The sequence below is a fragment of the Pseudomonas sp. R15(2017) genome (genome assembly GCF_002112685.1).
GTDB classification, from domain to species: domain Bacteria; phylum Pseudomonadota; class Gammaproteobacteria; order Pseudomonadales; family Pseudomonadaceae; genus Aquipseudomonas; species Aquipseudomonas glycinae.
In genome coordinates this window covers 160290-184660 of the sequence record NZ_NEII01000012.1, presented here as the reverse complement: position 1 = coordinate 184660, position 24371 = coordinate 160290, and the positions used below count along the sequence as shown (strand labels likewise).

The 24371-nt window shown below is 60.2% G+C and carries 29 protein-coding genes, 1 tRNA gene and 1 pseudogene; 18 read left to right on the top strand and 13 right to left on the bottom strand.

Features of this window, described 5'->3' with window-relative positions; translation table 11 throughout:
• Nucleotides 1-129 precede the first annotated feature (129 nt).
• Nucleotides 130-360: a hypothetical protein gene (locus CAF77_RS23470; RefSeq protein WP_085655359.1), complete on the bottom strand. Its 231-nt coding sequence runs from the start codon at nt 358-360 to the stop codon at nt 130-132.
• A 205-nt stretch (nt 361-565) separates the two neighbouring features.
• On the opposite strand from CAF77_RS23470, the pseudogene CAF77_RS29580 reads away from it, so the two are divergent.
• Nucleotides 566-1144 (top strand): annotated as a pseudogene (locus tag CAF77_RS29580) (transposase); the annotation flags it as partial.
• 50 nt (nt 1145-1194) lie between these two features.
• On the opposite strand, the gene CAF77_RS29135 reads toward CAF77_RS29580, so the two are convergent.
• Nucleotides 1195-1425 carry a hypothetical protein gene (locus CAF77_RS29135; RefSeq protein WP_139831624.1) on the bottom strand — a complete coding sequence of 77 codons (231 nt, stop codon included), beginning with the start codon at nt 1423-1425 and terminating at the stop codon, nt 1195-1197.
• A 403-nt stretch (nt 1426-1828) separates the two neighbouring features.
• Here CAF77_RS29135 and CAF77_RS23460 point away from each other — a divergent pair, with 403 nt between their 5' ends.
• The 4 genes from CAF77_RS23460 to CAF77_RS23445 all read left to right on the top strand — a co-directional run bounded on the left by CAF77_RS23460 (nt 1829) and on the right by CAF77_RS23445 (nt 5091).
• The gene (locus CAF77_RS23460) at nt 1829-3505 is read left to right on the top strand and encodes an MFS transporter (RefSeq protein WP_041475232.1); all 1677 of its coding nucleotides are present in this window, start codon (nt 1829-1831) and stop codon (nt 3503-3505) included.
• Nucleotides 3506-3777: 272 nt separating this feature from the next.
• Nucleotides 3778-4062, top strand: a complete 285-nt coding sequence (locus CAF77_RS23455; RefSeq protein ID WP_085655360.1) for a DUF4880 domain-containing protein — start codon at nt 3778-3780, stop codon at nt 4060-4062.
• Between the two features lie 114 nt (nt 4063-4176).
• A complete protein-coding gene (locus tag CAF77_RS23450; RefSeq protein ID WP_085655361.1) occupies nt 4177-4671 on the top strand; it encodes a PaaI family thioesterase in 495 nt (164 codons plus the stop codon).
• A gap of 24 nt (nt 4672-4695) precedes the next feature.
• The gene (locus CAF77_RS23445) at nt 4696-5091 is read left to right on the top strand and encodes a RidA family protein (RefSeq protein ID WP_085655362.1); all 396 of its coding nucleotides are present in this window, start codon (nt 4696-4698) and stop codon (nt 5089-5091) included.
• A 3-nt stretch (nt 5092-5094) separates the two neighbouring features.
• On the opposite strand, the gene CAF77_RS23440 is transcribed toward CAF77_RS23445, so the two are convergent.
• The 4 genes from CAF77_RS23440 to CAF77_RS23425 are packed head-to-tail and all read right to left on the bottom strand — an operon-like array spanning nt 5095 to nt 9330.
• Nucleotides 5095-6213, bottom strand: a complete 1119-nt coding sequence (locus CAF77_RS23440; protein WP_085655363.1) for an agmatine/peptidylarginine deiminase — start codon at nt 6211-6213, stop codon at nt 5095-5097.
• Between the two features lie 47 nt (nt 6214-6260).
• On the bottom strand, nt 6261-7364 hold the full coding sequence (locus CAF77_RS23435; RefSeq protein ID WP_085655364.1) for an extracellular solute-binding protein: 1104 nt from the start codon (nt 7362-7364) through the stop codon (nt 6261-6263).
• Nucleotide 7365: 1 nt separating this feature from the next.
• The gene (gene aguB / locus CAF77_RS23430) at nt 7366-8274 is read right to left on the bottom strand and encodes an N-carbamoylputrescine amidase (RefSeq protein ID WP_085655365.1); all 909 of its coding nucleotides are present in this window, start codon (nt 8272-8274) and stop codon (nt 7366-7368) included.
• A 3-nt stretch (nt 8275-8277) separates the two neighbouring features.
• Nucleotides 8278-9330: an agmatine/peptidylarginine deiminase gene (locus CAF77_RS23425; protein ID WP_085655366.1), complete on the bottom strand. Its 1053-nt coding sequence runs from the start codon at nt 9328-9330 to the stop codon at nt 8278-8280.
• Between the two features lie 137 nt (nt 9331-9467).
• On the opposite strand from CAF77_RS23425, the gene CAF77_RS23420 reads away from it, so the two are divergent.
• Nucleotides 9468-10355 carry a LysR substrate-binding domain-containing protein gene (locus CAF77_RS23420; protein ID WP_085655367.1) on the top strand — a complete coding sequence of 296 codons (888 nt, stop codon included), beginning with the start codon at nt 9468-9470 and terminating at the stop codon, nt 10353-10355.
• On the opposite strand, the gene CAF77_RS23415 is transcribed toward CAF77_RS23420, so the two are convergent.
• Together CAF77_RS23415 and CAF77_RS23410 are read right to left on the bottom strand one after the other, a co-directional pair.
• Nucleotides 10337-11491 carry a radical SAM protein gene (locus tag CAF77_RS23415; protein WP_371915626.1) on the bottom strand — a complete coding sequence of 385 codons (1155 nt, stop codon included), beginning with the start codon at nt 11489-11491 and terminating at the stop codon, nt 10337-10339. The two genes, CAF77_RS23420 and CAF77_RS23415, sit on opposite strands and share 19 nt — an antisense overlap.
• Nucleotides 11492-11567: 76 nt before the next feature.
• Nucleotides 11568-12515, bottom strand: a complete 948-nt coding sequence (locus CAF77_RS23410) for a LysR family transcriptional regulator (protein ID WP_085655369.1) — start codon at nt 12513-12515, stop codon at nt 11568-11570.
• Between the two features lie 131 nt (nt 12516-12646).
• Between CAF77_RS23410 and CAF77_RS23405 the strand changes: the two genes are divergently transcribed.
• From CAF77_RS23405 to leuD, 3 genes are all read left to right on the top strand, one after another.
• Complete coding sequence (locus CAF77_RS23405) at nt 12647-13051, top strand: RidA family protein (RefSeq protein WP_064381939.1); 405 nt, start codon at nt 12647-12649, stop codon at nt 13049-13051.
• A 134-nt stretch (nt 13052-13185) separates the two neighbouring features.
• Nucleotides 13186-14607 carry a 3-isopropylmalate dehydratase large subunit gene (leuC, locus tag CAF77_RS23400; protein ID WP_085655370.1) on the top strand — a complete coding sequence of 474 codons (1422 nt, stop codon included), beginning with the start codon at nt 13186-13188 and terminating at the stop codon, nt 14605-14607.
• 3 nt (nt 14608-14610) lie between these two features.
• Nucleotides 14611-15219 (top strand): 3-isopropylmalate dehydratase small subunit, encoded by a 609-nt coding sequence (gene leuD, locus CAF77_RS23395; protein ID WP_085655371.1) that lies wholly within the window; start codon nt 14611-14613, stop codon nt 15217-15219.
• A 37-nt stretch (nt 15220-15256) separates the two neighbouring features.
• On the opposite strand, the gene CAF77_RS23390 is transcribed toward leuD, so the two are convergent.
• Nucleotides 15257-16174, bottom strand: coding sequence for a LysR substrate-binding domain-containing protein (locus CAF77_RS23390; protein WP_041475228.1), 918 nt, complete (start codon nt 16172-16174; stop codon nt 15257-15259).
• 23 nt (nt 16175-16197) lie between these two features.
• On the bottom strand, nt 16198-16485 hold the full coding sequence (locus CAF77_RS29130) for a hypothetical protein (RefSeq protein ID WP_139831625.1): 288 nt from the start codon (nt 16483-16485) through the stop codon (nt 16198-16200).
• Between the two features lie 410 nt (nt 16486-16895).
• On the opposite strand from CAF77_RS29130, the gene CAF77_RS23385 reads away from it, so the two are divergent.
• The 5 genes from CAF77_RS23385 (at nt 16896) to CAF77_RS23365 (ending at nt 20228) form a co-directional block, all read left to right on the top strand.
• Nucleotides 16896-17081: a DUF1843 domain-containing protein gene (locus tag CAF77_RS23385; RefSeq protein ID WP_085655372.1), complete on the top strand. Its 186-nt coding sequence runs from the start codon at nt 16896-16898 to the stop codon at nt 17079-17081.
• Between the two features lie 34 nt (nt 17082-17115).
• Entirely contained in the window at nt 17116-17742 is a 627-nt protein-coding gene (locus tag CAF77_RS23380) for a DUF1842 domain-containing protein (RefSeq protein ID WP_085655437.1), read from the top strand.
• A gap of 39 nt (nt 17743-17781) precedes the next feature.
• On the top strand, nt 17782-18360 hold the full coding sequence (locus CAF77_RS23375) for a DUF1842 domain-containing protein (protein WP_064381944.1): 579 nt from the start codon (nt 17782-17784) through the stop codon (nt 18358-18360).
• Between the two features lie 102 nt (nt 18361-18462).
• Nucleotides 18463-19926 carry a GDL motif peptide-associated radical SAM/SPASM maturase gene (locus CAF77_RS23370; protein ID WP_064381945.1) on the top strand — a complete coding sequence of 488 codons (1464 nt, stop codon included), beginning with the start codon at nt 18463-18465 and terminating at the stop codon, nt 19924-19926.
• Between the two features lie 227 nt (nt 19927-20153).
• A tRNA-Gln gene (locus CAF77_RS23365) sits at nt 20154-20228 on the top strand.
• A 50-nt stretch (nt 20229-20278) separates the two neighbouring features.
• Here CAF77_RS23365 and CAF77_RS23360 read toward each other — a convergent pair.
• The 3 genes from CAF77_RS23360 to CAF77_RS23350 all read right to left on the bottom strand — a co-directional run bounded on the left by CAF77_RS23360 (nt 20279) and on the right by CAF77_RS23350 (nt 21902).
• Nucleotides 20279-20671: a DUF1801 domain-containing protein gene (locus CAF77_RS23360; protein WP_085655373.1), complete on the bottom strand. Its 393-nt coding sequence runs from the start codon at nt 20669-20671 to the stop codon at nt 20279-20281.
• Nucleotides 20672-20826: 155 nt separating this feature from the next.
• On the bottom strand, nt 20827-21168 hold the full coding sequence (locus CAF77_RS23355) for a hypothetical protein (RefSeq protein WP_085655374.1): 342 nt from the start codon (nt 21166-21168) through the stop codon (nt 20827-20829).
• Between the two features lie 86 nt (nt 21169-21254).
• Nucleotides 21255-21902 (bottom strand): ATPase, encoded by a 648-nt coding sequence (locus tag CAF77_RS23350; protein ID WP_085655375.1) that lies wholly within the window; start codon nt 21900-21902, stop codon nt 21255-21257.
• A 163-nt stretch (nt 21903-22065) separates the two neighbouring features.
• On the opposite strand from CAF77_RS23350, the gene CAF77_RS23345 reads away from it, so the two are divergent.
• From CAF77_RS23345 to CAF77_RS23335, 4 genes are all read left to right on the top strand, one after another.
• Nucleotides 22066-22311 carry a hypothetical protein gene (locus CAF77_RS23345; protein WP_085655376.1) on the top strand — a complete coding sequence of 82 codons (246 nt, stop codon included), beginning with the start codon at nt 22066-22068 and terminating at the stop codon, nt 22309-22311.
• A gap of 51 nt (nt 22312-22362) precedes the next feature.
• Nucleotides 22363-23394 carry an NAD(P)-dependent alcohol dehydrogenase gene (locus CAF77_RS23340; RefSeq protein WP_085655377.1) on the top strand — a complete coding sequence of 344 codons (1032 nt, stop codon included), beginning with the start codon at nt 22363-22365 and terminating at the stop codon, nt 23392-23394.
• Nucleotides 23395-23541: 147 nt separating this feature from the next.
• Complete coding sequence (locus CAF77_RS29390; protein ID WP_170928274.1) at nt 23542-23703, top strand: hypothetical protein; 162 nt, start codon at nt 23542-23544, stop codon at nt 23701-23703.
• Between the two features lie 53 nt (nt 23704-23756).
• Nucleotides 23757-24347: a helix-turn-helix domain-containing protein gene (locus tag CAF77_RS23335; protein ID WP_170928996.1), complete on the top strand. Its 591-nt coding sequence runs from the start codon at nt 23757-23759 to the stop codon at nt 24345-24347.
• Nucleotides 24348-24371 lie beyond the last annotated feature (24 nt).

The window sequence follows — 24371 nt, the reverse complement described above, 5'->3', positions numbered from 1 at the left end:
ATTCGTCGACGAAATTGAGAACATCACCGGGAGACGCATTCAATTCAGAGACCGAGGACGACCAGAGAAAAGTGTTTGACATCAAAAGGGGACGACTAAATAAATTTGTCCCCTTTTGATTGGTTTGGTTCAGCGCGCGATACTCCTCCATGAAAATTCGCCTTGAAAAAAATATGCGCTATCCATAAGTTTCTCTTGAGCTAGCTTCGGCCGCAGAACCTCATACTCAAATACCGCGCGAGTTCGATCGCTACTCCTTTCAAATTTAGAAATGAGCACTGGCTGGTGCATCCGTAATTGTTTCTGAATTTCAGCATCATTCATCCCTTCCGGCAAATCAATAATTTTTGCAGTCGCCATGAGCAATCTCCTTGAAATAAACAATTGAAACAGATTTACGTTCTTTTCCTTCACCTGACAAAGTATCTGGACAAACAGCCGCCATCGCACCTGACAGAAATGACAGTTTTTAATACTGATTCAGAACCACAGAAATTCTAAAAAAACATAAGAAGCAAACAACTCATATTCATTTAGTGACTCCCTCCTCCCAGGTGAATACATTGACCTGTTCGAGCTCAAGGAAGCATTGGGCATAAAAGTTTTTGCCTACTGATTGATGACCAACCACGTCCACTTGCTGCTCGCCCAGGGGAGTCAACATCCAGCCTTGAACAGCTTATGAAAGCCCTCGCTGGGCGGATGACGCGGTATCGCAACAAGGTTGAGGGGAGGACCGGGACGCTGTGGGAACGTCGCTACCAATCCAGCGTCGTTCAATCCGACACCTATCTATTGGCTTGCGGTCGCTACATCGAGCTAAACCCAGTGCGAGCCCGCATGGTGGCGCGAGCAGGATTATCGTTGGTCAAGCTTTGCTCTGCGTCTATGCGATTTTTCTGAATCCACATGGCTGGACAAAGATCCCTGCTTTATGAAGCCAGGGCTTACGGATGCCAAACGGCGTGAACGCTATAAATCGTTTGTTGAGATGGCGACACCCACCAATGAATTGCAATTCATAAGAGGAGCACGTCAGCGGGGCCAACTGACTGGAAACCTGAGATTCGTCGACGAAATTGAGAACATCACCGGGAGACGCATTCAATTCAGAGACCGAGGACGACCAGAGAAAAGTGTTTGACATCAAAAGGGGACGACTAAATAAATTTGTCCCCTTTTGATTTGTTTGGTTCAGCGCGCGAGATACTCCCATAGAAGATTTTTTCGAGAAGACACTTCAACCATCAGTTTCTCTTGAGTTTGCTTCGGCTGTGGAAGCACACATACAACTTTCGCACGAGTTCCATCACCACTTCTCTCAATACTAGCAACAGAGTGTATTCCGCACTTCTCCCGTAACTTATCCCCAATTTCAGTATCAGTTACGTTTGCCAACAAACCCAAAATCGTTACAGTATTCATGAGTAACATCCTTAAAAACAAACAATGGAAACAGATTTACGTTCTTTTCCTTTACCTGACAAAGTATCTGCACAAACAGCCGCCATCGCACCTGACAGAAATGACAGTTTTTAATACTGATTCAGAACAACCAGAATTCTGAATAACTATAAGAAATCACCAGCGCAAGCCCCTTTAAATCATTCCCCCAGAACCAGCCAATCCCGCTCCATCGGTACCGCCCCCCCCAACTGGATATCCCCCCAATCCCAATTATGCTCAATGAAACCCCGCCCTCCCGCGCGGGGCGGTGATTCTGTGCACGCTCCACGAAACACCTGATCCGGCATCCGCCACAGGCCACGGGTACGCGACGTTGATGAAGTGCTCCGGCCTATAACAACAAGCTCGACGGAGAACATCCATGGCAGTACTCGACAGCATGTCCACAGGCAGTGCCCCGCACCACAGTGTCAGCCGAGAGGAACGCAAGGTCATCTTTGCGTCGTCCCTCGGCACGGTGTTCGAGTGGTACGACTTTTATCTCTACGGCTCCCTGGCGGCGATCATCGCCAAGCACTTCTTTGCCGGGGTGAACGAGACCACGGCGTTCATCTTCGCCCTGCTCGCCTTTGCCGCCGGTTTTGCGGTGCGGCCGTTCGGGGCGATTGTGTTCGGGCGGCTGGGCGACATGATCGGGCGCAAGCACACGTTTCTGATCACGATCGTGATCATGGGTGTGTCGACGGCGATTGTCGGGTTCCTGCCTGGTTACGCGACCATCGGGGTCGCGGCGCCGATCATTCTGATTACCCTGCGCCTGCTGCAAGGCCTGGCGCTGGGCGGTGAGTACGGCGGTGCGGCGACGTATGTGGCCGAGCATGCGCCGAAGGGCAAACGCGGTTATTTCACGTCATGGATTCAGACCACCGCGACCCTGGGTCTGTTTATGTCGTTGCTGGTGATCCTCGCCTGCCGTACCGCGCTGGGCACCGAAGCGTTCGAGGCCTGGGGCTGGCGGATTCCGTTCCTGCTGTCGATCCTGCTGCTGGCGGTCTCGGTGTACATCCGGTTGCAACTGAACGAGTCGCCGGTGTTCAAGAAAATGAAGGAAGAAGGCAAGTCGTCGAAAGCCCCGCTGACCGAGTCGTTCGCCCGTTGGGACAACCTGAAAATCGTGATCATGGCCCTGCTCGGCGGCACCGCAGGCCAAGCGGTGGTCTGGTACACCGGGCAGTTCTACGCGCTGTTTTTCCTGCTGCAAACCCTGAAGATCGACCCGCAGACCGCCAATCTTTTGATCGCCGGTTCGCTGCTGATCGGCACGCCGTTCTTCGTGATTTTCGGCAGCCTGTCCGACCGCATCGGGCGCAAGGGCATCATCATGGCCGGGTGCATTCTGGCGGCGGTGACCTACTTCCCGATCTTCCACGCGCTGACCCAGTACGGTAACCCCGACGTGTTCGTCGCCCAGGAGAAGAACCCGGTCAAAGTGATCGCCAACCCCGACCAGTGCTCGTTCCAGTTCGATCCGGTGGGCAAGGCCAAATTCACCAGCTCGTGCGATCTGGCGAAAACCATCCTGGCGAAACGGGCGATCCCATACGAAAACGTGGTGGCGGAACCGGGCACCGTGGCCCAGGTGCGTATCGGCGACAAAGTCATCGAAAGCTTCGAAGGTACGACCCTGCCGGCCGCCGACTTCAAGACCCGTAACGACGCGTTCACTGCCAGCCTCGGCGCCGCGCTGAAAGAAGCCGGTTACCCGGAAAAAGCCGACCCGGCCAAGACCAATTACCCGATGGTGCTGCTCCTGCTGACCGTTCTGGTGATCTACGTGACCATGGTCTACGGTCCGATTGCCGCGTGGCTGGTCGAGCTGTTCCCGGCGCGCATCCGCTACACCTCGATGTCGCTGCCGTATCACATCGGCAACGGCTGGTTCGGCGGGTTCCTGCCGACGGTGGCGTTTGCGATGGTCGCGGCCACCGGGGATATCTACTACGGCTTGTGGTACCCGATCGTGATTGCGGTGATGACGGCGATTCTGGGGATCTTCTTCATGCCGGAGACCAAGGATCGGGACATTCATCACACCTGACCCAACTCCGTTCGATGCTGTGCATGGCGTTCACGCACAGCATCGAACGGAGTCACATCGGCGTCATTCTCCCTTGGTAACGTCCGCGCGCTCCTATTCCCGGCCACCAAGGTGACCCTCCCGGTGTACTCAAGCCCGACGCGCCAGACTCTCATCCTGCGCGGCGGGCGCGCGTTCTGTCCGTCAGACAAGCTAAATCCCCGCCGACATTTGACGTTTTTTTTGCAAGAGTCAGGGTAAAGTGCCCTCACCGGCCAACCTGGAAGCAGTCAATGAACCTCCAAAACCCTCAAGACGCCGATGACGAAATCCTCAATCAAGCGGCGCACTGGTGCCTGCGTCTGCAAGATGAAACCTGCACGCCTGACGAGCGTCAGGCGTTTCAGCAATGGATTCAGAGCAGCCCGCGCCACGCCTTCGAATACGCGAAGATGCTTGAGGTCTGGGAATTGAGCGATCAATTGCCCGACGAGCACGACAAATCGAAAAAACGCAAAGCCACCAGCCTGCCGTGCAGTTTTGAAGAGTTTCAACGCAGCTTGACGCAGCGGGGCTAGTAGCATCGCGCCGGCCGACGCAAACGGCATCACCACTCATCCTTGGCAACGCATTGTCCTTGTTCGGGGTTAGAATCCGCGCGGTTCAGCTAACAGTTTAAGGATGACTCCGGCATGGCCACCCCCGACACCTCCCTGCAAGACACCGCCGCCCCTGAGGGCGTTTGTTTCGGCTGCGGCAGCAGCAACCCGCACGGTTTGCACATCAAGAGTTTCTGGCACGCAGACGGCGTGCACGTCATGGCCGAGCATGTGCCCGAAGCCAAATACTGCGGCTGGCCGGAGCTGGTCTACGGCGGCCTGATCGCGATGCTGGTGGACTGCCATTCCAACTGGACGGCGATGGCTTATCACTACCGCGACGAGCAACGCGAACCCGAAAGCCAGCCACGCATCAACTGCGTCACCGGCAACCTCGGCATCAAGTTCATCAAGCCAACGCCGATGGGCGTGCCGCTGACGTTGAAGGCCAAAGTCGAAGGAGAAGTCGGACGCAAGACCCGGGTGATCTGCGAGGTCTACGCCGGGGATGTGCTGACGGCGGTGGGTGATTCGGTGTTCGTTAGGGTGGATACCGAGCAGTTGAAGGCGGCCGCGCACGGTCGCTGAAATCCGTCACTGAAGGAAAACACGATGCCCGATCGCAAAATCATCATCCCCGACTCCATGAAAACCATCGTCGAACGCGCCGGCTACGCCCCGGCGGTTCTGGTCGGCGACACACTTTATTGCGCCGGCCAGGTGGGCCGCACCGCGGATATGCAAGTCATCGAAGACCCCGAGCAGCAATTCATCCGCGCCTGGGAAAACCTCGAAGAGGTGCTACAGGCCGGTGGCTGCACGTTCAACGATGTGGTGGAGATGACCACCTATCACGTCGACATGAGCCAACACATGCCGGTGTTTCGCGAAGTGAAAAACCGCGTATTCCCCAAAGGCTTCTGCGCCTGGACCTGCATCGGCGTCAGCGAACTGGCTCACCCGGGGTTGCTGGTGGAAATCAAATGCGTGGCGGTGCGCAGACGCTGAGCCTTACGCCGGCTGGTGACTGGTCACGCAGTGAATCCCGCCACCGCCGGCGGCGATGGCGTCGATATTGATCTGCACCACGTCGCGGTCCGGGTAGAGTTTTTTCAGCAGGTCGAAGGCCTTCTTGTCGGCGTCCTTGTCGCCGAACTCCGGGGCGATCACGGCGCCGTTGATCACGAAATAGTTGATGTAACCGGCCGCAAAATCGTCATTGTCCCTGTTGAATTTGGTCTTGCGCGGTTTCAGCGGTGGCGAAACCGTGTGGATCTGCAAAGGGCGACCGTCAGCGTCGGTGGCCTTTTTCAGGATTTCCAGGTGCGCCAGGGTGACCTTGTTGTCGTAGGAGCGCGGGTCGGTGTCGAGGTTGGCGATCACCACGCCGGGCGTGACGAAGCGTGCATAGAAATCGACGTGCGCGTCGGTGATGTCCTTGCCCTTGATGCCCGGCAGCCAGATGATCTTGCGCAGACCGAGGCGTGCTTTCAGTTCCGCCTCGACGTCGGCCTTGCTCCAGCCGGGGTTGCGGTTTTCGTTGATCCAGCAGCTTTCGGTCATGATCGCGGTGCCGTGGCCGTCGACTTCGATGCCGCCGCCCTCGCCCACCAGTTCGCTGCGCTGGTAGGTCGCCTGCGCATCGGCCGCCACGCGCTTGGCGATCTTCGCGTCTTTCGAATGCTGTTGCTTGTTGCCCCAGCCGCTGAAGTTGAAGTCCACCGCGCCCAGACCGTTTTTTTCATCGATGACGAAGTTGGCGCTGATGTCACGCATCCAGATGTCGTCGAGGTTGGCGATCTGGTAGGTGATGTTGGACGTGCCGCAAATCTCTTCGGCCAGGCTGCGTTCGCCGCTGCGGCAGTAGATGGTCAGCGGTTCGTAGTGGGCGATGGCGCGGGCGATCCGGCCCAGCGCTTCCTGAACGTCTTCGGTGAAGTCTTCCCAGATCGCGTCCTGCGCGCCGAAGGCCATGTAGGCGCGTTCGTGTTTGTCGCCCTCGTCGGGCATGAACCAACGCCCTTCACTGGCCGCCAGCACGCGCGCCGGGGACAGGCCAAGGCCCATGACGGCAGCGCCTGCGCCGGCGGCGACTGAAACCTGTTTGATGAACTCGCGACGAGTCGGCATGTGTACGTTCCTGATGGGTAAGGGGCCACCAAGGCAGCCCGGAAAAATCACTGTGCAGTGGCGGTCTTGAACTTGGTCCAGGTGCGCATGCGGGCGCGCATGTCGGCCTGGGGAATATCCTTGCCCGGTATCAGACGAGCATAGGTCGCTTCGTCGAGGTAGATGTCCGGGTTGTTGCGCATGGCCTCATCCACGTTTGGCCGGGCCTTGGCGTTGGAGGTCGGGTAACCGGTGAAATTGCTGATCGCGGCCATGTTCTCCGGGCGCATCACGAAGTTGATGAATTCGTAGGCGTATTCCGGGTGCTTGGCATCGACCGGAATGGCCATGGTGTCCATCCACACCGTGGTGCCCTCACGCGGCACGCGGTACTGGAAGCGGGTCTGTTTGCCGGCGCTGTCCGAAGTGCGCTGGGCCTGAGTCATGTCGCCGCTGTAGCCGAGGGACAGGCACAGGTTGCCGTTGACCAGATCGGTCACCGGTTGCGACTGGAACTTGCGGATATACGGCCGCAGTTTCATCAGCAAGTCACTGGCCGCCGCCAGATCCGCAGGCTTGGCGCTGCGCGGGTCGCGGCCCAGATAGTTGAGCACCACGGCCAGCACTTCGTCCGGCGAGTCGATCATCGAAATCCCGCAGTCGGCGAATTTGGCCGCCAGTTCCGGTTTGAACAGCATGTCGAGGCTGTTGACCGGCGCGTCGGCCATGCGTTGCTTGATCTGCTCGGCGTTGTAGGTCAGGCCGATGGTGCCCCAGGTGTACGGCACGGTGGCCTTGTTCGAATGCTCGTAATGGCTGCGCAGTTTTTGCAGGCCCGGTTCGATATCGTTCATCGCGGTGAGCTTCGAAGGATCCAGCGGCAACAGGCTGCCGGCGCGCATCAGGCGTTCGGCCACGGTGTCGCCGGGGAAGATCAGGTCGTAGCCGCTGCCACCGGAAAGCATCTTGGCTTCCAGGGTTTCGCTGCCGTCCATCACGTCGTAGATCACCTTGATCCCGGTTTCAGCGGTGAATTTGCTCAGCGTGTCTTCAGCGAAATAATCCGCCCAGTTGTACAGCCGCAACGTCTTGTCTTCGGCGTGCACGGCCGGCATCAGGCCGGCCAGCGCCAGGCCCAGAGCGCCCAGCAACCACTTGTGTGAAGTAGGCATATCAGACTCCTTGAGGATTCCAGCGGGCGTTAAGGTGACGGCCGTCCTGGCTCAGCAATGCGCCGTACATTTCCGGACGACGGTCGCGGTAGATGCCCCAGCTCAGGCGATCTTCACGCATGGCTGCCAGATCCAGGCTTTGCACCAAGACACCGGTGCTGGCGCGATCGGCTTCGGCGAGCATTTTTCCCTTGTGGTTGCAGATGAACGACGAGCCGTAGAAATTCATTTGCAGCGTCGCATCGGTGCCGGCCACTTCGCGGCCAACGCGGTTGGAGGCGATCACCGGCAGCAGATTCGCAGCCGCGTGGCCACGCATGGTCATCTGCCAGTGGTCGCGCGAATCCAGATCCGCGCAGCCCGGTTCCGAGCCGATGGCGGTCGGGAACAACAGCACTTCAGCCCCCATCAACGCCAGGCAGCGGGCGGTTTCCGGGAACCACTGATCCCAGCAGATGCCGACGCCGAGGCGGCCGAACGCGGTGTCCCAGACTTTGAAACCGGTGTCGCCGGGGCTGAAATACTCCTTCTCCTGATAGCCGATGGCGTTGGGGATATGGGTCTTGCGGTACACGCCCAACAGGCGCCCGTCGGCATCCGCCACGCTCAGCGAGTTGAAGTAGGCGTTGCCGGCCTTCTCATACCAGCTCAGCGACAACACCACGCCCAGTTCACGGGCCAGTGCGGCGAAGCGCGACAGCACCTGACTGTCGCGGTACTCCTCGGCCAGCGCCATGTGATGGTGGCTCTGCTCGATGCAGAAATACGGCGTGGCGAACAGCTCCTGCAACAGGATCACTTGTGCGCCCTGTGCGGCCGCTTCACGCACCAACTGCTCGGCGCGGTCGAGGTTGCTTTTCAGGTCCCAGGTGCACGGCATCTGGGTGGTGGCGACTTTGAGCAGTGTCATCAATCAACCCTCCACCGGCCAGGCGGGCTGTTGCTGGGTGATGCAGTGCACACCGCCTCCGCCATGGGCCAGGTGATTGATCCGCACCGGCACCACTTCGCGCCCCGGGAAGGCCTTGGCCAAGGTTTCTGCCGCGACATGGTCGGCCTCGATGCCGTACGCCGGCATGATGATCGCGCCGTTGGCAATGTAGAAGTTGGTGTACGAGGCGCAGAACACTTCGGCTTCGGTGTCCACTGCATCGGTGGCTTCATACAGTTCGATCAGTTCGAACTTGCGGCCTTGGGCGTCGGTGGCCAGTTCCAGTGCGCGGCGGTTTTCCCGCACCACTTCGGCGTACACCGAGCTGCGATCGTGAGTCGCGTCCACCAGCAACACACCGGGACGAGCGAAGGCGCAGACGCCATCGACGTGGCCGTCGGTCATGTCGCCGGTGACGTAATCCGGATCGCCCGGCAGCCAGATGGTTTTCTTCACGCCGAGCAGACGACCGAAGATCTCTTCCATCTCGGCCTTGCTCACGCCGGGGTTGCGGTTGGGGTTGAGCAGCACCGATTCGGTGGTGATCAACGTGCCCTCGCCGTCCACGTGGATCGCGCCGCCCTCGTTGCTCAACGCGGTGCCGAAGCACTCGCCGCCCAGGTGATTGAGCACACGACGGGCCAGGCTTTCGTCCAGATCGTGAGCCGACTTGCCGCCCCAGGCGTTGAAGCGCCAACTCACCCCGGCCAGACCTTGCGCCGGGTGGACCACGAAGCTCGGGCCGGAGTCGCGGCACCAGCTGTCGTTGACTGCCAGCGGAATCAGTTCGATCTTCGGCCCGCAAAAGGCTTTGGCGCTGGCGATAGCCGACGGATCGACGACCATTTTCACCGGTTCGAACCGGGCGATGGCATTGGCGACGCGGGCGAAATCTTCCTGCACCAACGGCAACGTGACGCCCCAGCCCGACTCCCACAGGGACTGATTGTGGGGCCAGACCATCCAGGTCGCCGCGTGCGTCACCCACTCTGCCGGCATCATCCAACCGCTGTTGTTGTTTTTGTTCTGCTGCATGGTAAAAAGCCCTTTGAGTTAAGCCATTGTGTTCAATGAAATCAGCCTCGGCGGCGTTGACGTGCATGCTAATGGCGGCCTTACGGGCAAACAAACGATGGATTTAGCGGAAAACTGATTAGAGGAACTTATCGAACATGCTCAAACACTGGCCACCCCTCAGCTCGTTGCGAGGCTTTGAAGCCGCCGCAAGGCTGGGCAGCTTTCACAAGGCCGCCGAGGAACTGAGCCTCACGCAATCGGCCATCAGCCAGCAGATCCGCAGCCTTGAGGCGTACCTCGAGCAACCGCTGTTTTTCCGCAGCGGACGCAGCGTCAGCCTGACCGACGCCGGCCACGATCTGCTCAGCACCACCCAGGCCATGCTGCAGCAACTGGCCGTCGGCATCCGGCGGCTGGGGCAATACCAGAAACCCAATCAACTGGTGCTCAACACCACGCCGGCGTTTGCCCGGCACTGGCTGCTGCCGCGCCTGGGGGATTTCCGCCGTCAACATCCGAATGTGGACCTGTGGATTTTCAGCACCGATGAGGTGCCGGACATGGCGACCCAGACCATCGATCTGGCGGTGCGCGACGACATCAGTTCCCAGGCTGAATGCAGCTTCAAGGTGTTGCACGCAGACCGCCTCTATCCAGCGTGTCACCCGAGCCTGCTGAGCGTGCCGAGCGCGCAGCGGACGACGCTGCACGGCGAGCGGGAAATGGACTGGAGCCATTGGGCGGTGGAATCGGGGATCGATGTCGGCCAGCAGGATCAGGGCTTGAATTTCTCTGATCCGGGGCTGCTGCTGGACGCGGCGTGTTCAGGTCTGGGGATTGCGCTGGTCAGTCAGCTGCTCAGCCGTCAGGCGCAACAAAACGGGTTGTTGCAGCCAATGGTGGAGCAAACCATTCGCGGCCCGAACTGGGCGCTGCTGACGCACCGCGACAGCGAGAACGACCCGATGGCGCGATGCTTCAGTCAATGGCTGACAACTCAGCTGGCAGAACCCGCCCCGCGGGTTCAGACCGCCGTGAAATGACCGGCGCCGAGCCGGCCTTCCAGTCGACCGAACAGTACGTAATGCTGATAACCGCTGGTGAAGGCACCCGTGGAAATCGCGTTCCTGACGTCCTGATTCATATGCAGGTATTGCGCTTCGTCGAAGTTCTCGGCACTGACTTCGCCATTGCGACCAAGCCTGTCGCTGTCAACTGGCAACCCCATGATCGTGCGTCGCTGAAAGTCGATAATCCGGTTGACGGCGTGACTTTCGAGCGGTCCCCGGTTGGAGTGCGCCGAGTAGATGTGCAATCCGTTGTTCGCGCAGCGATTGCACATGTCGATGCAGTTCGACTGAGTGGACTTGCGTTCGGTCAGTTGCGCCAGCGGCATGTCCAGGTATTTGCCCACCTGATATTCGGTCTGATTGAAAATCGAACAACACAGGATGGTGTTGCCATTGCAGTCGAGCACCAGCCAGTCATCCTTGAGCGTGCAGGCCTGCTGGGGGTACTGGCGGACCAGATTGACCAGGTCGTCGTAGGGCGGCAACGCGAGTCGCTGCAGGGTCTCGCGATCAGTATCGGTCACCGACGGGTCGCGCTCGATCAGCGCCAGCGTCTTCTCCAGCGGCATCATCACTGAATAACCGGTCGAGAACTGAAAGCCCAGGCTCTGGCTGAATTCGCGCATCAGCCCTTCTTCTTCCATGTTGTCCAGGTAGCGGTGGTAATAGACCTCGATCCGCGTGTTCAAGCCATGTTGCTGCTTGAGCTCATGCAGTTTGATCATGTTGGCCTTGACGACTTCAATGTCACCGCCCACATGGCCCTGTTCGTACGTCTCCTGATAAAACCCGGATAGCGAGATACGGAAGAACCATGGATTGGCGAGCATCGCCGTCTCCATGTTTTTCGCCAGATTCAGGTTGGAACTGATACCGCTGCGCAGACCGGCCGCGTTGATGATTTCGACAAACTCGCCAATTCGCGGGTGGATCAGCGGCTCGGTCCAGTTATACAGAAAGATCGCCTCGACCCCTTCGTTTCGGGCCTTCTCGACGATCTTCCTGAACATGTCAACTTGCATGGCTTTCTTGAAGTTGACATTTTCCGAGTTACCCATCGGACACGAAGGGCAGCTCAAATTGCACGCGCCGACAATATCGATGTACATATTCATTGCGAGTGACGCTCCTGGGGGTGAATAGCGGTGCATCCAGACTGTCGACTTTTGTGATTGCCGTTATTCGCTATTTTTTTGACAGTCCGAGAGCGCCGCGAGCAAGTTCCGCGCCATTGGCACGCTTGGCCATCAATTCCACGGTCCAATCGATAAATACCCGCAGCTTTTGGCTGATATGCCGGTTCGGCGGGTACGCAACGTACAGTGGCATCGGGTCAAGCGCCCAGCCCTCGAACAGCGCCACCAGTTCACCCCGGGCCTCGTGCTCTGCTGACATATAGCGAGGCAGCCAGAGCACTCCCAGCCCGGCGAGGCCTGCCGCCAGATAGGCGTTGCCGTCATCGACCGCCAGGACATGTCGACCCTTGATCAGCAGATTTTCGGTTGCGTTGCGCAAGGCGTAAGGCACCGGCCTGCCGGTGCGCGCCCAGAGGAAACCGACCACCCGGTGATGGCTGTCTTCCAGTTCCAGGGGATGCGTCGGGGTGCCGGCCCGGGCCAGATAGCTCGGCGCGGCATAAACACCCAGCTCAAGATCGGCGACCCGACGGGCCATCAATGACTGATCCCGCAGCTCCCCGCCGCGGATCACGCAGTCAACGTTTTCATCGATGATGTCGACGATCCGGTCGCTGACGCCCATGTCGATCTGGATCTCCGGATATCGCGCACAGAACTCAGGCAGTGCCGGCACCAGAATCAGATTGGCCAGGGGGCTGGGTACGTCGACTCGCAAGCGCCCCTTGGGCTGGGCCGTCGCGCCGGGAAGGCTGGTTTCAGCGTCGTCCATGTCCGCGAGTAACCTGATCACCCGCTCGTAATACGCCGCACCGTCCGCCGTGACGTTGACCTTGCGCGTGGTGCGGTTGAGCAACTTCACTCGCAGCCGCGCCTCCAGTTGCTGAATCAGCTGGGTCACGGTGGTCTTGCTCATGTGCAGGGTCTCGGCAGCCTTGGTGAAACTGCCCGCCTCTACCACTCGGGCGAAGGCTTGCATCGCGTCAAAACGGTCCATACCCCACCTCATAGCGGCTCGATTGTTCGGGATTTGCAAACAGTGATCGCCAAGGTTGCGCGTTTATCGCGCCGAGGCAAGCCCCTACAGTTGCTCCATCACAGGTTTCAACCCATTGAAGGAGACACCCCATGACCCGTGCCCAGCCAAAACGCGACGTGGTTTTCCCGCCTGGACGCCATGCGCTTTACGAGCGCAATCGCTACTCCCCGGCGGTCCGTTCCAACGGTTTTCTGTTCGTCTCCGGGCAGGTCGGCAGCCTTGAGGACGGCTCGCCGGAGCCGGATCTGAAACAACAGGTGCGACTGGCTTTCACCAACCTCAATGCCATTCTCGGCGCGGCCGGCGGCAGTTTCGATGACGTGGTGGACGTGACGGTGTTCATGGTCGACCCGCAATCGACCTTCGAAACCATCTGGGAAGTAGTGCCCGAGTTCTGGGGCGAGGCGCCGCATCCGACGATTACCGCAGTCGGCGTGACGTGGCTGTATGGGTTTCAGTTCGAGATCAAGGTGATTGCCAGGTTGCCGGAGTAGACACGGGCGTAGGCTTGCGCCAATTGCTCACAATCCGTGTTCAACGGCTTCACTGAAGCGCTCTTGATGCCATTTCCGCGTTCAATATTCTGTCCTTATGTTGTTTTTGCCCCGGACAGAAAAGAGCGCAAGCCATGCCCAGCCCGAGAACGCTGTACCAGAAGCACATCGACAGTCACACCGTCTGCACCCTCGACGATCAGGGCCACGTGCTGCTTTACATCGACCGCCAGGTCGCCAACGAATACACCAGCCCGCAAGCCTTCAGCGGCCTGCGCGAGGCCGGGCGCACGGTGTGGCGGCCTGCGGCGACGCTGGCGGTGGTCGATCATGTGAACCCCACCGCACCGAAACGCATCGCGACCATGCCCGACGCCGGGGGTGCGCGTCAGGTGTCGTACTTCGAAGAAAACTGCCGCGACTTTGGCATCGAGCTGTTCGATGTGCTGGACAAGCGCCAGGGCATCGAACACGTCGTGGCGCCGGAACAGGGTTTCATTTTGCCGGGCATGGTGGTCGCGGCCGGTGACAGCCACACCACCACTTACGGCGCACTGGGCGCCTTCGGTTTCGGTATCGGCACTTCGGAAATCGAGCACCTGCTGGCAACCCAGACGCTGGTCTACAAGCGCCTGAAAACCTTGCGTGTGACGGTCAACGGTGAGCTCGGCGCTGGCGTCACGTCCAAGGACATCATCATGGCGCTGATCGAAAAAATCGGCGCGTCCGGCGCCACCGGTTACGCCATCGAGTTCACCGGCCCGGCCATCAGCGCCCTCAGCGTCGAAGCGCGCATGACCATCTGCAACATGGCCGTGGAAGCTGGCGCTCGGGGCGCGTTCATGGCACCGGATGACAAGGTGTTCGCCTACCTGCAGCACAAGCCGCGCGCGCCCAAGGGCAAGCTCTGGGAGAAGGCCGTCGAGCGCTGGAAAACCCTGCACAGCGACGAGGGCGCGGTGTTCGATCGCGAAGTCATCCTCGATGTCGCCGCGCTGGAGCCGATGGTGACCTGGGGCACCAGCCCAGATCAGGCCGCGCCGATCAAAGGGCACGTGCCCGACCCGGCCGCCCAGCCCGATCCGATCCTGCGTCAGGGCCTGCAACGCGCCCTCAACTACATGGGCCTGACACCCGGCATGCCGCTGAACGAGGTGACGATCAGCCATGCCTTCATCGGTTCCTGCACCAATGCGCGGATCGAAGATTTGCGCGACGTTGCCCGCGTGGTGCGCGGCAAGCGTGTGGCGGCCCATGTGCGGGCGATGATCGTTCCCGGCTCGACGTTGGTGCGCAATCAGGCCGAGGACGAAGGCTTGGCGCAGATTTTTCTCGACGCCGGTTTCGAGTGGCGGCAATCAGGCTGCTCGATGTGCCTGGCGATGAACGACGACGTGCTCGCGCCGGGTGATCGCTGTGCGTCGAGCACCAATCGCAACTTCGAAGGCCGTCAAGGCGCCGGTGCGCGCACCCACCTGATGAGCCCGGCGATGGTCGCCGCCGCCGCCATCAGGGGCCATTTGACTGACGTGCGCACCATCACGCTGGAGGCTTGAACCATGCAACCTTTCGACACCGTCAGCGGCAGCGCCGCGCCGTTTCTCGCGTCCAACATCGACACCGACGTGATCATGCCCAAGCAGTTTCTCAAGGGCATCGATCGTCAGGGGCTGGATCGCGGTCTGTTCTTCGATCTGCGTTTTCTCGCTTCCGGCGAACCCAACCCTGAATTCGTGCTCAACCAGCCGGCCTGGCAGGACGCGGCGTTTCTGGTCACTGGCCCCAATTTCGGCTGCGGTTCCAGCCGCGAACACGCGGTGTGGGGCTTGAAGCAAGTCGGCATCCGGGCTTTGATCGGCACCACGTTCGCCGGGATTTTCTACGACAACTGCCAGCGCAATGGTGTGTTGGCGATTCAGCTGGCCGACGCGCAGTTCAAGCGTGTAGCCGAGGCGATCAGCGTTCCGGCGACCGCGCGGATCAGCGTTAACCTGGCGCAGCAGACCCTCGAGCTGGCGGACGGTACGCTGATCGAATTCGAGATCGATCAGTTGCGCAAACAGTCGTTGCTGCTCGGGCTGGACGCCATCGGCACCACGCTGCAACGCACCGAGCAGATCCGCGCCTTTGAGGCACGGCATCTGGCGGACAATCCCTGGTTGGGTTGATGGCAAAAAAACGGGCGGTTCATTGAACCGCCCGTTTTCATTCCACGGACAAATCGCGGAAGTACTCTTCCAGAAACTCCACGCACACCCGCAATTTCGCCGACTCGCTGAGCCGGGTCGGATAGACCGCCCAGACGTTGGCGCTCTGGGTGTAGCCGTCCAGCACCTGCACCAGCCTGCCCTGCTCGAGCATCGGTTTGACGTCCCACATCGAGCGCAACAGAATCCCGCCGCCGCTCAGCGCCCACTCCAGCACGATCTCGCCGCTGTTGGAGGACAGCGGGCCATTCACCCGCACCGTCTCTTCTTGCCCGTCCTTGCTCAGGGTCCAGATGCCGAACGCGTTGTTGCGCTCCTTGAGCACCAGACAATCGTGGTCTTTCAGGTCTTCGAGAGATTGCGGCGTACCCCGGCGTTCGAGGTATTCCGGCGTGGCGCACAGCACGCGCCGGTTGCTCACCAGTTTGCGCGCCAGATGCTGGCCCGGCAGGTCATCGCCGACGAGGATTTCCAGATCGAAGCCCTCGCCCACCAGATCGACCACCCGGTCGAACACGTCCAGCCGGATATCGAGTTTCGGGCACGCCCGGGACAACTGGCTGATCGCCGGCGCTACATGATTGCGGCCGAAACCGAAACTGCTGCAAATGTGCAGCGACCCCGCCGGCTGGTGCCGGGCCTGGGAAATCTCGCCGAGGAACTGATCGAAATCCCCCAGCAGTTTTTCCGCCCAGATCCGCACCCGCTCGCCATCGTCGGTCAGTGCAATGCGCCGGGTGGTGCGGTGCAGCAGCTTGCTTGCCAACGTGGTTTCCAGCACCGAGATGCGCTTGCTGACGTAGGCCGGTGAGAAGCCCAGCTCATCGGCAGCGCTGGCAAAACTGTTCTTGCGGATGACGGTGAGGAACACCTTGAGGTCTTCGGGCAAGGGAAATTGGTCACGATTCGTGTTCATAGGCCGCATGTTTCCGCTGTTTGTCACGCATTTTGCGAAAGATACCATCGAATCACCGCCTCACCACCCGAGCCCGGTGCACCGTGGTCCCGGATCGGCGGTGCCTCGACGGTGATCCTGGCGACGCTGTTGCTGGGTTTCTTCGCCTGAACACTGGATGAATGCCAAGTGATAGCCGTTGCGGTGGCGCACACCGCAACGGCCAGAATGACCGTTCGGCGCTTTTTCTGGCAGCCCTGCACAAACGGGTCTAGGGTTGCGTAGCTGGCGAAATGCTGGCCACTTGGCAAACGTCGCTCGACGAGCGCCATCAGCGGCACTGGAAAAAATCAGGGATGGTTTTTGTGCTTGCGCGGGTATTGCACTCTTGAAGAGTGAACGACCTATCCCTGTGTTTCGTTGCTTTCTATCAAGGACAGAAAGATGACCAACGTACAGGCGAGATTCCCCCGTTTGCCCCACCGGCAACCCCCTTCATTGACGCCCGAGGCCAGACCCGACGGTTTTGGCTGACGACGCTTGCGCGTGAGCCGGCGCTGCGGCGTCGCCCCTGCGCGAACCGAATTTGCGGATTGATCAGATCCCGACGGATCAGGCTGTCACGTCGCCGAGAATCCCGGCTGCCGGTGACTCTGGCGGATGTCGTTCGCCTGCCTGTCAGGAAAGGCGCCCCTTCTGCGCAAGGGGTCGAGCGGCACACACCCACGAGGAAGACCTCGATATGACCGGTTCAAACCACAACGTCCCGCCCTACGGCGTCGCCATCCAGAGCGCGATCACCGGCGGCGATCTGCAGCAGATGAAGACTTTGTTGAAGCAGCGCGATTCAACGAAGCCGGAAGCGAAGGAGCTACAAACCGCGTACGAAAACCTGGCCAGAGAAGTTTCTCGACTGGAAAAACCTTAAGGCCATTTCCCACATTGCAATGGAGGCAATCAACATGTCAGCAACTCAGCAAAATGTCGGCTTGTTCCCGGTGAGCTACCGGATCGGTACGGGTCAGCCGGGGGCGCAGAGTCTTGCGCTGAACCTGCTGGTGTCCACGCCACAGCAGCAGGTGACCGGCAACGCCGCGGTGACTCAGGCGACCAATCCGCCGCTCGACATCGACTCGGACGTCTGGGGCGAATACACCTACATGACGGTGATGAAGCCCGGTGTCAGCAAGATCCTGATCACCGCCCAGGGCAACCATGGCGGCCCAGGCTCCAACTCGATCATCAACTTCAAGATCCATCTGGTGGTCGGCACCGACTGGCGCGAAGGCGTGGCCAACTATGAGTACTTCGACGGCCAGCGCTGGCACGAAATCAACAACGTGCCGGCGCATCTGCTGGAGGTGCCCTCGAACGTCCTTCAGCCGTTCAATCCCGGCCCGGTGATCGAGCCGCACAAACCGGTCCTGCCGCTGTATGCCGCGCCGATTCAGGGCGCTATCGCCAGCGGTGACCTGGCCCAGATGAAGAGCCTGTCCGCACAGGCCAGACAGCAGCTGGAGCAATTGCCGCAATTACGCATAGCGGTGGACGCCGCCAAGACAGAAATCAGCCGCTCGCAAAGTCGCTGATCGGCTACTGGAACCCCTACTTTCACAAGGAGCAGCATCATGTCGATCGGACTTTTTCACACCCGCCTCATCGCCAGCAATTCACTGCTGGGCGCACCGGTTCTGACCCTCGATATCGTGGTCGATACCGTCCGCAAAAAAGTCAGCGGCACCGCGAGCGTGTTTCAAAGCACCTGGCCTCCGGTCAATTTCCATGCCCGGGTCTGGGGCGATTATTCCGAGGCCAGGCTGACGCCGTCGGCCGAGAATTACATCATTCTCACCCTCGACGGCAGCCCGAGCGGTCCGCTGAGTCAGATCGCCCAGACCTTCCACCTCAAAGGCATTCTGGGCGACTGGACCAGCGGTTTTGTCGATTACCGCTACAACGAAGGCGGCCAGTGGCAGGACGTGCGGCACGTCGCCGTGCATCAGGCACCAAGCGTCGAGCCACTGCCGCCCGAGCATCACGTCCAGCCGCTGTATGCCGTGGCCGTGCAAACGGCACAGGCCAGCGGTGATCTGGCGCAGTTGAAAGTCGCTGTGCAGCAAGGCGAGCAACAGCTGGCCCACGAGGGCGCCTTGCGCAGTGCCCTTGAGCAGTTGAATGCGGAAATCGCGCGACTGGAAGCACGCTAGTCGTACGGCCCGGGCGCGGTCCTGGATGACCGCGCCCGGTCTTCCAGCCCATCGAGGTCAGTCCAATCGTGCCGCGCACAGGCCCGTGCGCAAGGATCTCCCATGACAGACAACCGCCCTGCCCGCTACCTCAGCGACACCGATCTCAAACGCTACGTGCCGGTGCACGTGGTCTGGGAAATCACCCTCGCCTGCGACCTCAAGTGTCTGCATTGCGGCTCCCGCGCGGGGCATCGGCGTCCCGATGAACTCAACACCCGCGAATGCCTCGAGGTAATCGATTCCCTCGCCGCCCTCGGCACCCGCGAGATCACCCTGATCGGCGGCGAAGCCTATCTGCGCAAGGACTGGACGCAACTGATCCGCGCCATCCACGACCACGGCATGTACTGCGCGATCCAGACAGGCGGGCGCAACCTGACCCCGGCGAAGATGCAGGCAGCGGTCGATGCCGGGCTCAACGGGGTCGGCATTTCCCTGGACGGACTCGCGCCGCTGCACGACAAGGTGCGCAACGTGCCCGGCTCGTTCGACAAGGCTGTGGACACCCTGCGCCGGGCCAAGGCGTCGGGGCTGGCGGTGAGCGTCAACACCCAGATCGGCGCGGCCACGTTACCGGACCTGCCTGAGCTGATGGACACCATCATCGAGCTCGGCGCCACCCATTGGCAGATTCAGATCACGGTGGCCATGGGCAACGCCGTCGACCATCCGGAACTGCTGCTCCAGCCGTATAAGCTGCTGGAAGTGATGCCGCTGCTGGCCCGGTTGTACCGCGAAGGACTGGATCGCGGGCTGCTGATGAACGTCGGCAATAACATCGGTTATTACGGCCCTTACGAACATCTGTGGCGCGGCTTCGGTGACGAGCGCGTGCACTGGAGCGGCTGCGCGGCCGGCCAGACTGTACTGGCGCTGGAAGCGGACGGCACGGTGAAAGGTTGCCCGTCACTGGCCACCGTCGGGTTTTCCGGCGGCAACGTGCGCAACATGAGCCTGCACGACATCTGGCATTACAGCGAAGGCATGCACTTCGGCCGCCTGCGCTCGGTCGATGATCTGTGGGGCTACTGCCGAACCTGCTATTACAACGACGTCTGCCGGGGCGGCTGCACCTGGACGTCGCACTCGCTGCTGGGCAAACCCGGCAACAATCCTTACTGCCACTACCGAACCCTGGAATTGCAGAAACAGGGTTTGCGCGAGCGCATCGTCAAAGTCGAAGACGCCGCCCAGCGCTCGTTTGCGGTCGGACGCTTTGACCTGATCACTGAACGCATCGACACCGGCGAAAAAGTCAGCAGCGTCAGCGACAGCGGACAAGTGATCAAACTGGCCTGGATCAATCAGGGCCAGTCATCCCCCGAGGAAGGACGCCTGCCGACGCAACTGGCCCTGTGCCGCGACTGCCTGCAATACATTCAGCCGCACGAATCGATTTGCCCGCACTGCCACGCCGACGTCGCCGCCGCCGAGGCCCGGCACCTGACCGACCGGGCGCGGCAGCAGGCGATCATGAAAACGTTGACCGGTTTGCTGGCGGGAGTACCGGGTTCATTGAGCTGAGACGGCTGCAGTGCCGTTCGCCCGTCTTTCGGGCTTCATCGGTCGCTCTGATTCTCGGGGCAATCGTTGAAAAAGCCCGAAAAATCTGACCGGCGCTGCCATTCGGGAAATAAGTAGCTGTTTTCCATGAAATTTATTGGCTTGAGGGGTTCACAGAACACAAGAGCGCTGGTAAAGTGCCGCCCACTGTTGCAGAGGTCCTCCCGGGGACTGAAACCAATAGCTACAGGGGCGTCGCCAAGCGGTAAGGCAGCAGGTTTTGATCCTGCCATGCGTTGGTTCGAATCCAGCCGCCCCTGCCATTTTTTCCTCGTTTCACCCTCCTCCGTTTCACCTCTGCCTCAACGGCATATCATTTTTTCAAATTCAACGTAATAGCCGAACGCACCAGCGCTTTCAGAGCCTTGGTATCGATCTTGTCGTCTTCGTGAATATCAATTGCCCGCCGGGTATTGCCCTCAAGGCTGGCGTTGAACAGTCCTGACGGATCCTCCAGCGCCGCGCCTTTGGCGAAGGTCATTTTCACCACGGCCTTGTAGGTTTCCCCGGTGCAGATGATGCCGTTGTGCGACCAGACCGGAACGCCGCGCCACTTCCACTCCTCGACGACCTCCGAGTCCGCCTCATGAATGATCGCGCGGATTTCGGCCAGCTTCTGGCCGCGCCAGTCATTCAGCTCCTTGATTCTTGCGTCGATCAGCACAGAGGGATTCTCAGTCGCTGCGCCGCTGCTGTCCTTCTTCATATCCCTGTTCTCCCGAAAACTCTTTCCGCTATCCAGCGTAGCGCCAGCCGCGCCAAACGCCGGGCAAAAAAAAGCCCCGCAAGGTGCGGGGCAAAGGAATTGGTTGGTTGCGGCCAACCAAAGGAGCATCGTCAAAAAGCGTTAACCGTCATGCGTTACAGGCACTCCTGGGCAGCCCGTTCAAAACTCGACGGCATGAAACTCGAAGCCAGCAAGTGGCGCTCATACAAAAACACCTTGCCGCCGTCCTGTGCCTTGTAGGCTTCCAGCACGTTGTCCGCCGCCACCTTGCTCGGTACCACGATCCGGTAGCTGCGCTGGGTCTGCGAAACCGTCGGGTTCAGCGCACTGCCCTGCAGTTTCGGCACCACGCATTCGGCGTACTGGGCAGGCGTCTTGTGCGTCTGCAGGGTCAGCGTCGGGTCGTTCGGCGCAGAGGCGCAAGCGGTCAGCAACAAACTGGCAGAAGCCATGACAGGGATAAAAAAGGCACGCATGGATAAAATCCTGAAAATAAAAGGTTCGGTTCTTCGGCAACGTTCAGTGTCACGGGCACTGCCGTTGCCGTTTTTGATTTGGGTGTTCAGCCTGCACTCACCAGGGCTTTGAGCGAGTCATCAAACTGCTTCAAGGCACTCAGTTGCAGGTCGCGCTGCTGTTCAATCCCGGCAGCGATTTCGGGCGCTGCCTTGTTGTGTACCCACACCGACGGCAGCTGTTTCTCCACCGCGCCTTCGGCCTTGCCGATGTATTGCAGGTTGGCGTCGTAGAAGCGTGCGGCGAACCGCGCTTCGACCTGACTGTTGCGTTGGGTCAGCAGCCGGTTGTGGGTGTCGAGCATCACCACCACGTCTGGATGGGCCTGCACCAATGCATCAAGGTTTTCGTAGACAGTCACCGAGAGAAACTGCTGTTGCAGCGAACTCATCAGCCAGTCGATGGCCAGTTCCGGATCGGAGCTGTCGACGAACGCGTCACGGATCCGCGCATCGAGCGCATCCTTGGCACCGTTCACCGCCACATCGTGGTAACGCTCGAGGTATTGCAGGTTATCCAGAGTGTTTTCGCTGTACAGCACACCCACGGTTTGCGAGTGCTGCAGCGCGGCGCTGCTGGCGGCGACGGGCAGAAAGTGGCACGAGTTGGCATCGTCTGCATAAGCCGGGGCTACGGTGGCGGCCACCCCGCCCATCAGCAGGGCGACTACAGCCAGTCGGGTCAAAGTCTTCATCGCGCAATTCCTTCAGCGGCGTGTTCGATGGAGGCGATTTTCCGCCCATCGGCGCCAAAGCAGAACTTGCGTTTCTTGATGGTCACTATTACTTGAACCAATAGTTGCGCGGCGTGCAGACTGCTGCACACTCAATCACAACGAAAACAGATGAGGATTACCCGTGCGAACCTTTGACCTGATCCGCGATGCCGTCCTGCCCGAATTCCGCGACCGGGTGGCCGAATACCTGGTCGAATACGAAACCGTGCTGGGCCAGTCAGCGAACGATTCAGAGTCGGTGCGGGCCGTGGCCAATCAGTTGCGCGGTTATCTGCGCGGCCTCAATACCACCCGAGTGCTGGGCATGGCGGATTGGGAAGAGCTCGACCGGCGCGTGCTGAACACCTGGCTAGCGCCCGCTCGATGACACGCTAGACTCTTCAGGCTGCGCCCGCAGCGCCAGACCTGGAGGTGTCCCATGAGCAATAACACCGAACCCACGACATTCACCGGCTGGGCCGCCACCTCGGCCGGCGCGCCGCTGGAGCGCTTCAGTTACGACCCCGGCCGGCTGGGCGATGAGGAAGTCGAAGTCGCCGTGGAGTACTGCGGCGTCTGTCACTCCGACCAGTCGCTGATCGACAACGACTGGGGCATCAGCCAATACCCGTTCATTCCCGGCCATGAAGTGGTCGGCCGCATCGTGCGCACAGGCCCGCAGGTGCGCGGCCTGGAGGTCGGCCAGCGTGTGGGGATCGGCTGGTACAAGGGCAGCTGCATGCATTGCTCGTCCTGCATCGGCGGTTCCCATCACCTTTGCGCCACCGCCAAACCGACGATCATCGGCAGCCATGGCGGATTCGCCGATCGCCTTCGCACCCACTGGGCCTGGGCGTTGAAACTCCCGGACAACCTCGACCCGGCCCTCGCTGGCCCGCTGTTCTGCGCCGGTTCCACGGTCTTCAATCCGTTGGTGGAATTCGACATCAAGCCGACCGACCGGGTCGGCGTGGTGGGTATCGGCGGCCTCGGTCACCTGGCGCTGCGTTTTCTCAATGCCTGGGGTTGCGACGTTACTGCCTTCACCTCCTCTCTGAGCAAACAGGACGAAGCCAAACGCCTCGGCGCCCACAAGGTCGTCGCCTCGACCGACAGCGAAGCGCTGAAAGCGATTGCCGGCACCCTCGACTTTCTGCTGATCACCGCCAACGCCAACCTCGACTGGACGGCCATGCTCGCCACCCTGCGCGGCAAGGGCCGACTGCACTTCGTCGGCATCGTGCCCGACGCGATTCCGGTGCACGTGTTCAACCTCATCCCGCAACAGAAATCCCTGTCAGCCTCCCCGGTCGGCTCGCCCGCCACGGCAGCGACCATGCTGGAATTCTGCGCGCGGCATCAGATCCTGCCGCAGGTCGAGGAATTTCCGATGAGCAAGGTCAATGAGGCGGTTGACCATCTGCGCAGCGGCAAGGCGCGGTACCGGATTGTGTTGAACGCCAGCAAATGAAAGATTTGGCGCGCCGATTGTCATCGGCGCGTCACTTGCCTCACATAGAAGCAGATTGCATTAATAAATAAAAAATCATTATTTATCGTTATAAAAATCTCGACGTACTCTCAGCTCATCCCGTCATTTAACACAGTGAAGTGCGCCATGAAACCGACTGACAATCTGATCGACTTCGCCGTCTACCGCAAACGCCGCCACGCCCAGCAACAGGCCCGGCTGATGTGGGAAATGTATGCGCGCAATGCCGGTTATCAGGCTTGGCAGTGGGTGCAGGCCGCGCGTTCCAGCGAGACGCGTCAAGCGTGAACGCGCGTGAACCCTCGCGCTTTCTGGCGAGCGCCGATGAACCTGTGCTGGACCTGAACAACCTCGAACCCCTGGAAGAAGACCCGATCTGTGAACGCGTCGCGCAGAACCTGCAACGTCTACGCGGCAAGCGGCATCTGTCGCTCGATGCCCTCGCCCGCCAGTGCGGCGTGAGCCGGGCGATGCTGGCGCAGATCGAATCCGGGCGCAGCGTGCCGTCCATCAAGGTGCTGTGCAAAATCGCCAAGGGTTTGAAGGTGTCGGTGGCAGCGTTTCTGGAACATCGCGCGTTTGAAGGCGTGGCCGTGTTGTCGGCGAGCCAGAGCAAGCGACTGGTGAGTGCCAGCGGCGCGTTTGTCAGTCGCGCCTTGTTTCCATTTGATGTGGCGCGCCAATCGGAATTCTACGAACTGCGTCTGAGCCCCTTGGGCGAAGATCAATCCGAAGGCCACGGCCCCGGCGTCCAGGAAAATCTGGTGGTGGCTCAGGGCGTGCTGGAGATCAGCGTCAACGACGAGCGCTATCTGCTGTCGACGGGCGACTCGATTCTGTTTTACGCCGACCAGCCCCATCGTTATCGCAACCCCGCCGACAGTGAAGCGGTGGCGTATCTGGTGGTGACTTACCCCGAACGCCTGGACTGACAAACAGACAACAAAAAGCCCGAC

Excerpts from the sequence above, each read along its gene's own strand:
- CAF77_RS23415 (WP_371915626.1), bottom strand. The coding sequence starts at position 11,491 with ATGTACATCGATATTGTCGGCGCGTGCAATTTGAGCTGCCCTTCGTGT.
- CAF77_RS23410 (WP_085655369.1), bottom strand. The coding sequence starts at position 12,515 with ATGGACCGTTTTGACGCGATGCAAGCCTTCGCCCGAGTGGTAGAGGCG.
- CAF77_RS23390 (WP_041475228.1), bottom strand. The coding sequence starts at position 16,174 with ATGAACACGAATCGTGACCAATTTCCCTTGCCCGAAGACCTCAAGGTG.
- CAF77_RS23370 (WP_064381945.1), top strand. The coding sequence starts at position 18,463 with ATGACAGACAACCGCCCTGCCCGCTACCTCAGCGACACCGATCTCAAA.
- CAF77_RS23455 (WP_085655360.1), top strand. The coding sequence starts at position 3,778 with ATGAACCTCCAAAACCCTCAAGACGCCGATGACGAAATCCTCAATCAA.
- leuD (WP_085655371.1), top strand. The coding sequence starts at position 14,611 with ATGCAACCTTTCGACACCGTCAGCGGCAGCGCCGCGCCGTTTCTCGCG.
- CAF77_RS29390 (WP_170928274.1), top strand. The coding sequence starts at position 23,542 with ATGAAACCGACTGACAATCTGATCGACTTCGCCGTCTACCGCAAACGC.
- CAF77_RS23360 (WP_085655373.1), bottom strand. The coding sequence starts at position 20,671 with ATGAAGAAGGACAGCAGCGGCGCAGCGACTGAGAATCCCTCTGTGCTG.
- leuC (WP_085655370.1), top strand. The coding sequence starts at position 13,186 with ATGCCCAGCCCGAGAACGCTGTACCAGAAGCACATCGACAGTCACACC.
- CAF77_RS23440 (WP_085655363.1), bottom strand. The coding sequence starts at position 6,213 with ATGCCGACTCGTCGCGAGTTCATCAAACAGGTTTCAGTCGCCGCCGGC.
- CAF77_RS23435 (WP_085655364.1), bottom strand. The coding sequence starts at position 7,364 with ATGCCTACTTCACACAAGTGGTTGCTGGGCGCTCTGGGCCTGGCGCTG.
- CAF77_RS23425 (WP_085655366.1), bottom strand. The coding sequence starts at position 9,330 with ATGCAGCAGAACAAAAACAACAACAGCGGTTGGATGATGCCGGCAGAG.
- CAF77_RS23460 (WP_041475232.1), top strand. The coding sequence starts at position 1,829 with ATGGCAGTACTCGACAGCATGTCCACAGGCAGTGCCCCGCACCACAGT.
- CAF77_RS23355 (WP_085655374.1), bottom strand. The coding sequence starts at position 21,168 with ATGCGTGCCTTTTTTATCCCTGTCATGGCTTCTGCCAGTTTGTTGCTG.
- CAF77_RS23380 (WP_085655437.1), top strand. The coding sequence starts at position 17,116 with ATGTCAGCAACTCAGCAAAATGTCGGCTTGTTCCCGGTGAGCTACCGG.
- CAF77_RS29135 (WP_139831624.1), bottom strand. The coding sequence starts at position 1,425 with ATGAATACTGTAACGATTTTGGGTTTGTTGGCAAACGTAACTGATACT.
- CAF77_RS23405 (WP_064381939.1), top strand. The coding sequence starts at position 12,647 with ATGACCCGTGCCCAGCCAAAACGCGACGTGGTTTTCCCGCCTGGACGC.
- CAF77_RS23445 (WP_085655362.1), top strand. The coding sequence starts at position 4,696 with ATGCCCGATCGCAAAATCATCATCCCCGACTCCATGAAAACCATCGTC.
- CAF77_RS29130 (WP_139831625.1), bottom strand. The coding sequence starts at position 16,485 with ATGGCGCTCGTCGAGCGACGTTTGCCAAGTGGCCAGCATTTCGCCAGC.
- CAF77_RS23385 (WP_085655372.1), top strand. The coding sequence starts at position 16,896 with ATGACCGGTTCAAACCACAACGTCCCGCCCTACGGCGTCGCCATCCAG.
- CAF77_RS23450 (WP_085655361.1), top strand. The coding sequence starts at position 4,177 with ATGGCCACCCCCGACACCTCCCTGCAAGACACCGCCGCCCCTGAGGGC.
- aguB (WP_085655365.1), bottom strand. The coding sequence starts at position 8,274 with ATGACACTGCTCAAAGTCGCCACCACCCAGATGCCGTGCACCTGGGAC.
- CAF77_RS23375 (WP_064381944.1), top strand. The coding sequence starts at position 17,782 with ATGTCGATCGGACTTTTTCACACCCGCCTCATCGCCAGCAATTCACTG.
- CAF77_RS23340 (WP_085655377.1), top strand. The coding sequence starts at position 22,363 with ATGAGCAATAACACCGAACCCACGACATTCACCGGCTGGGCCGCCACC.
- CAF77_RS23470 (WP_085655359.1), bottom strand. The coding sequence starts at position 360 with ATGGCGACTGCAAAAATTATTGATTTGCCGGAAGGGATGAATGATGCT.
- CAF77_RS23420 (WP_085655367.1), top strand. The coding sequence starts at position 9,468 with ATGCTCAAACACTGGCCACCCCTCAGCTCGTTGCGAGGCTTTGAAGCC.
- CAF77_RS23350 (WP_085655375.1), bottom strand. The coding sequence starts at position 21,902 with ATGAAGACTTTGACCCGACTGGCTGTAGTCGCCCTGCTGATGGGCGGG.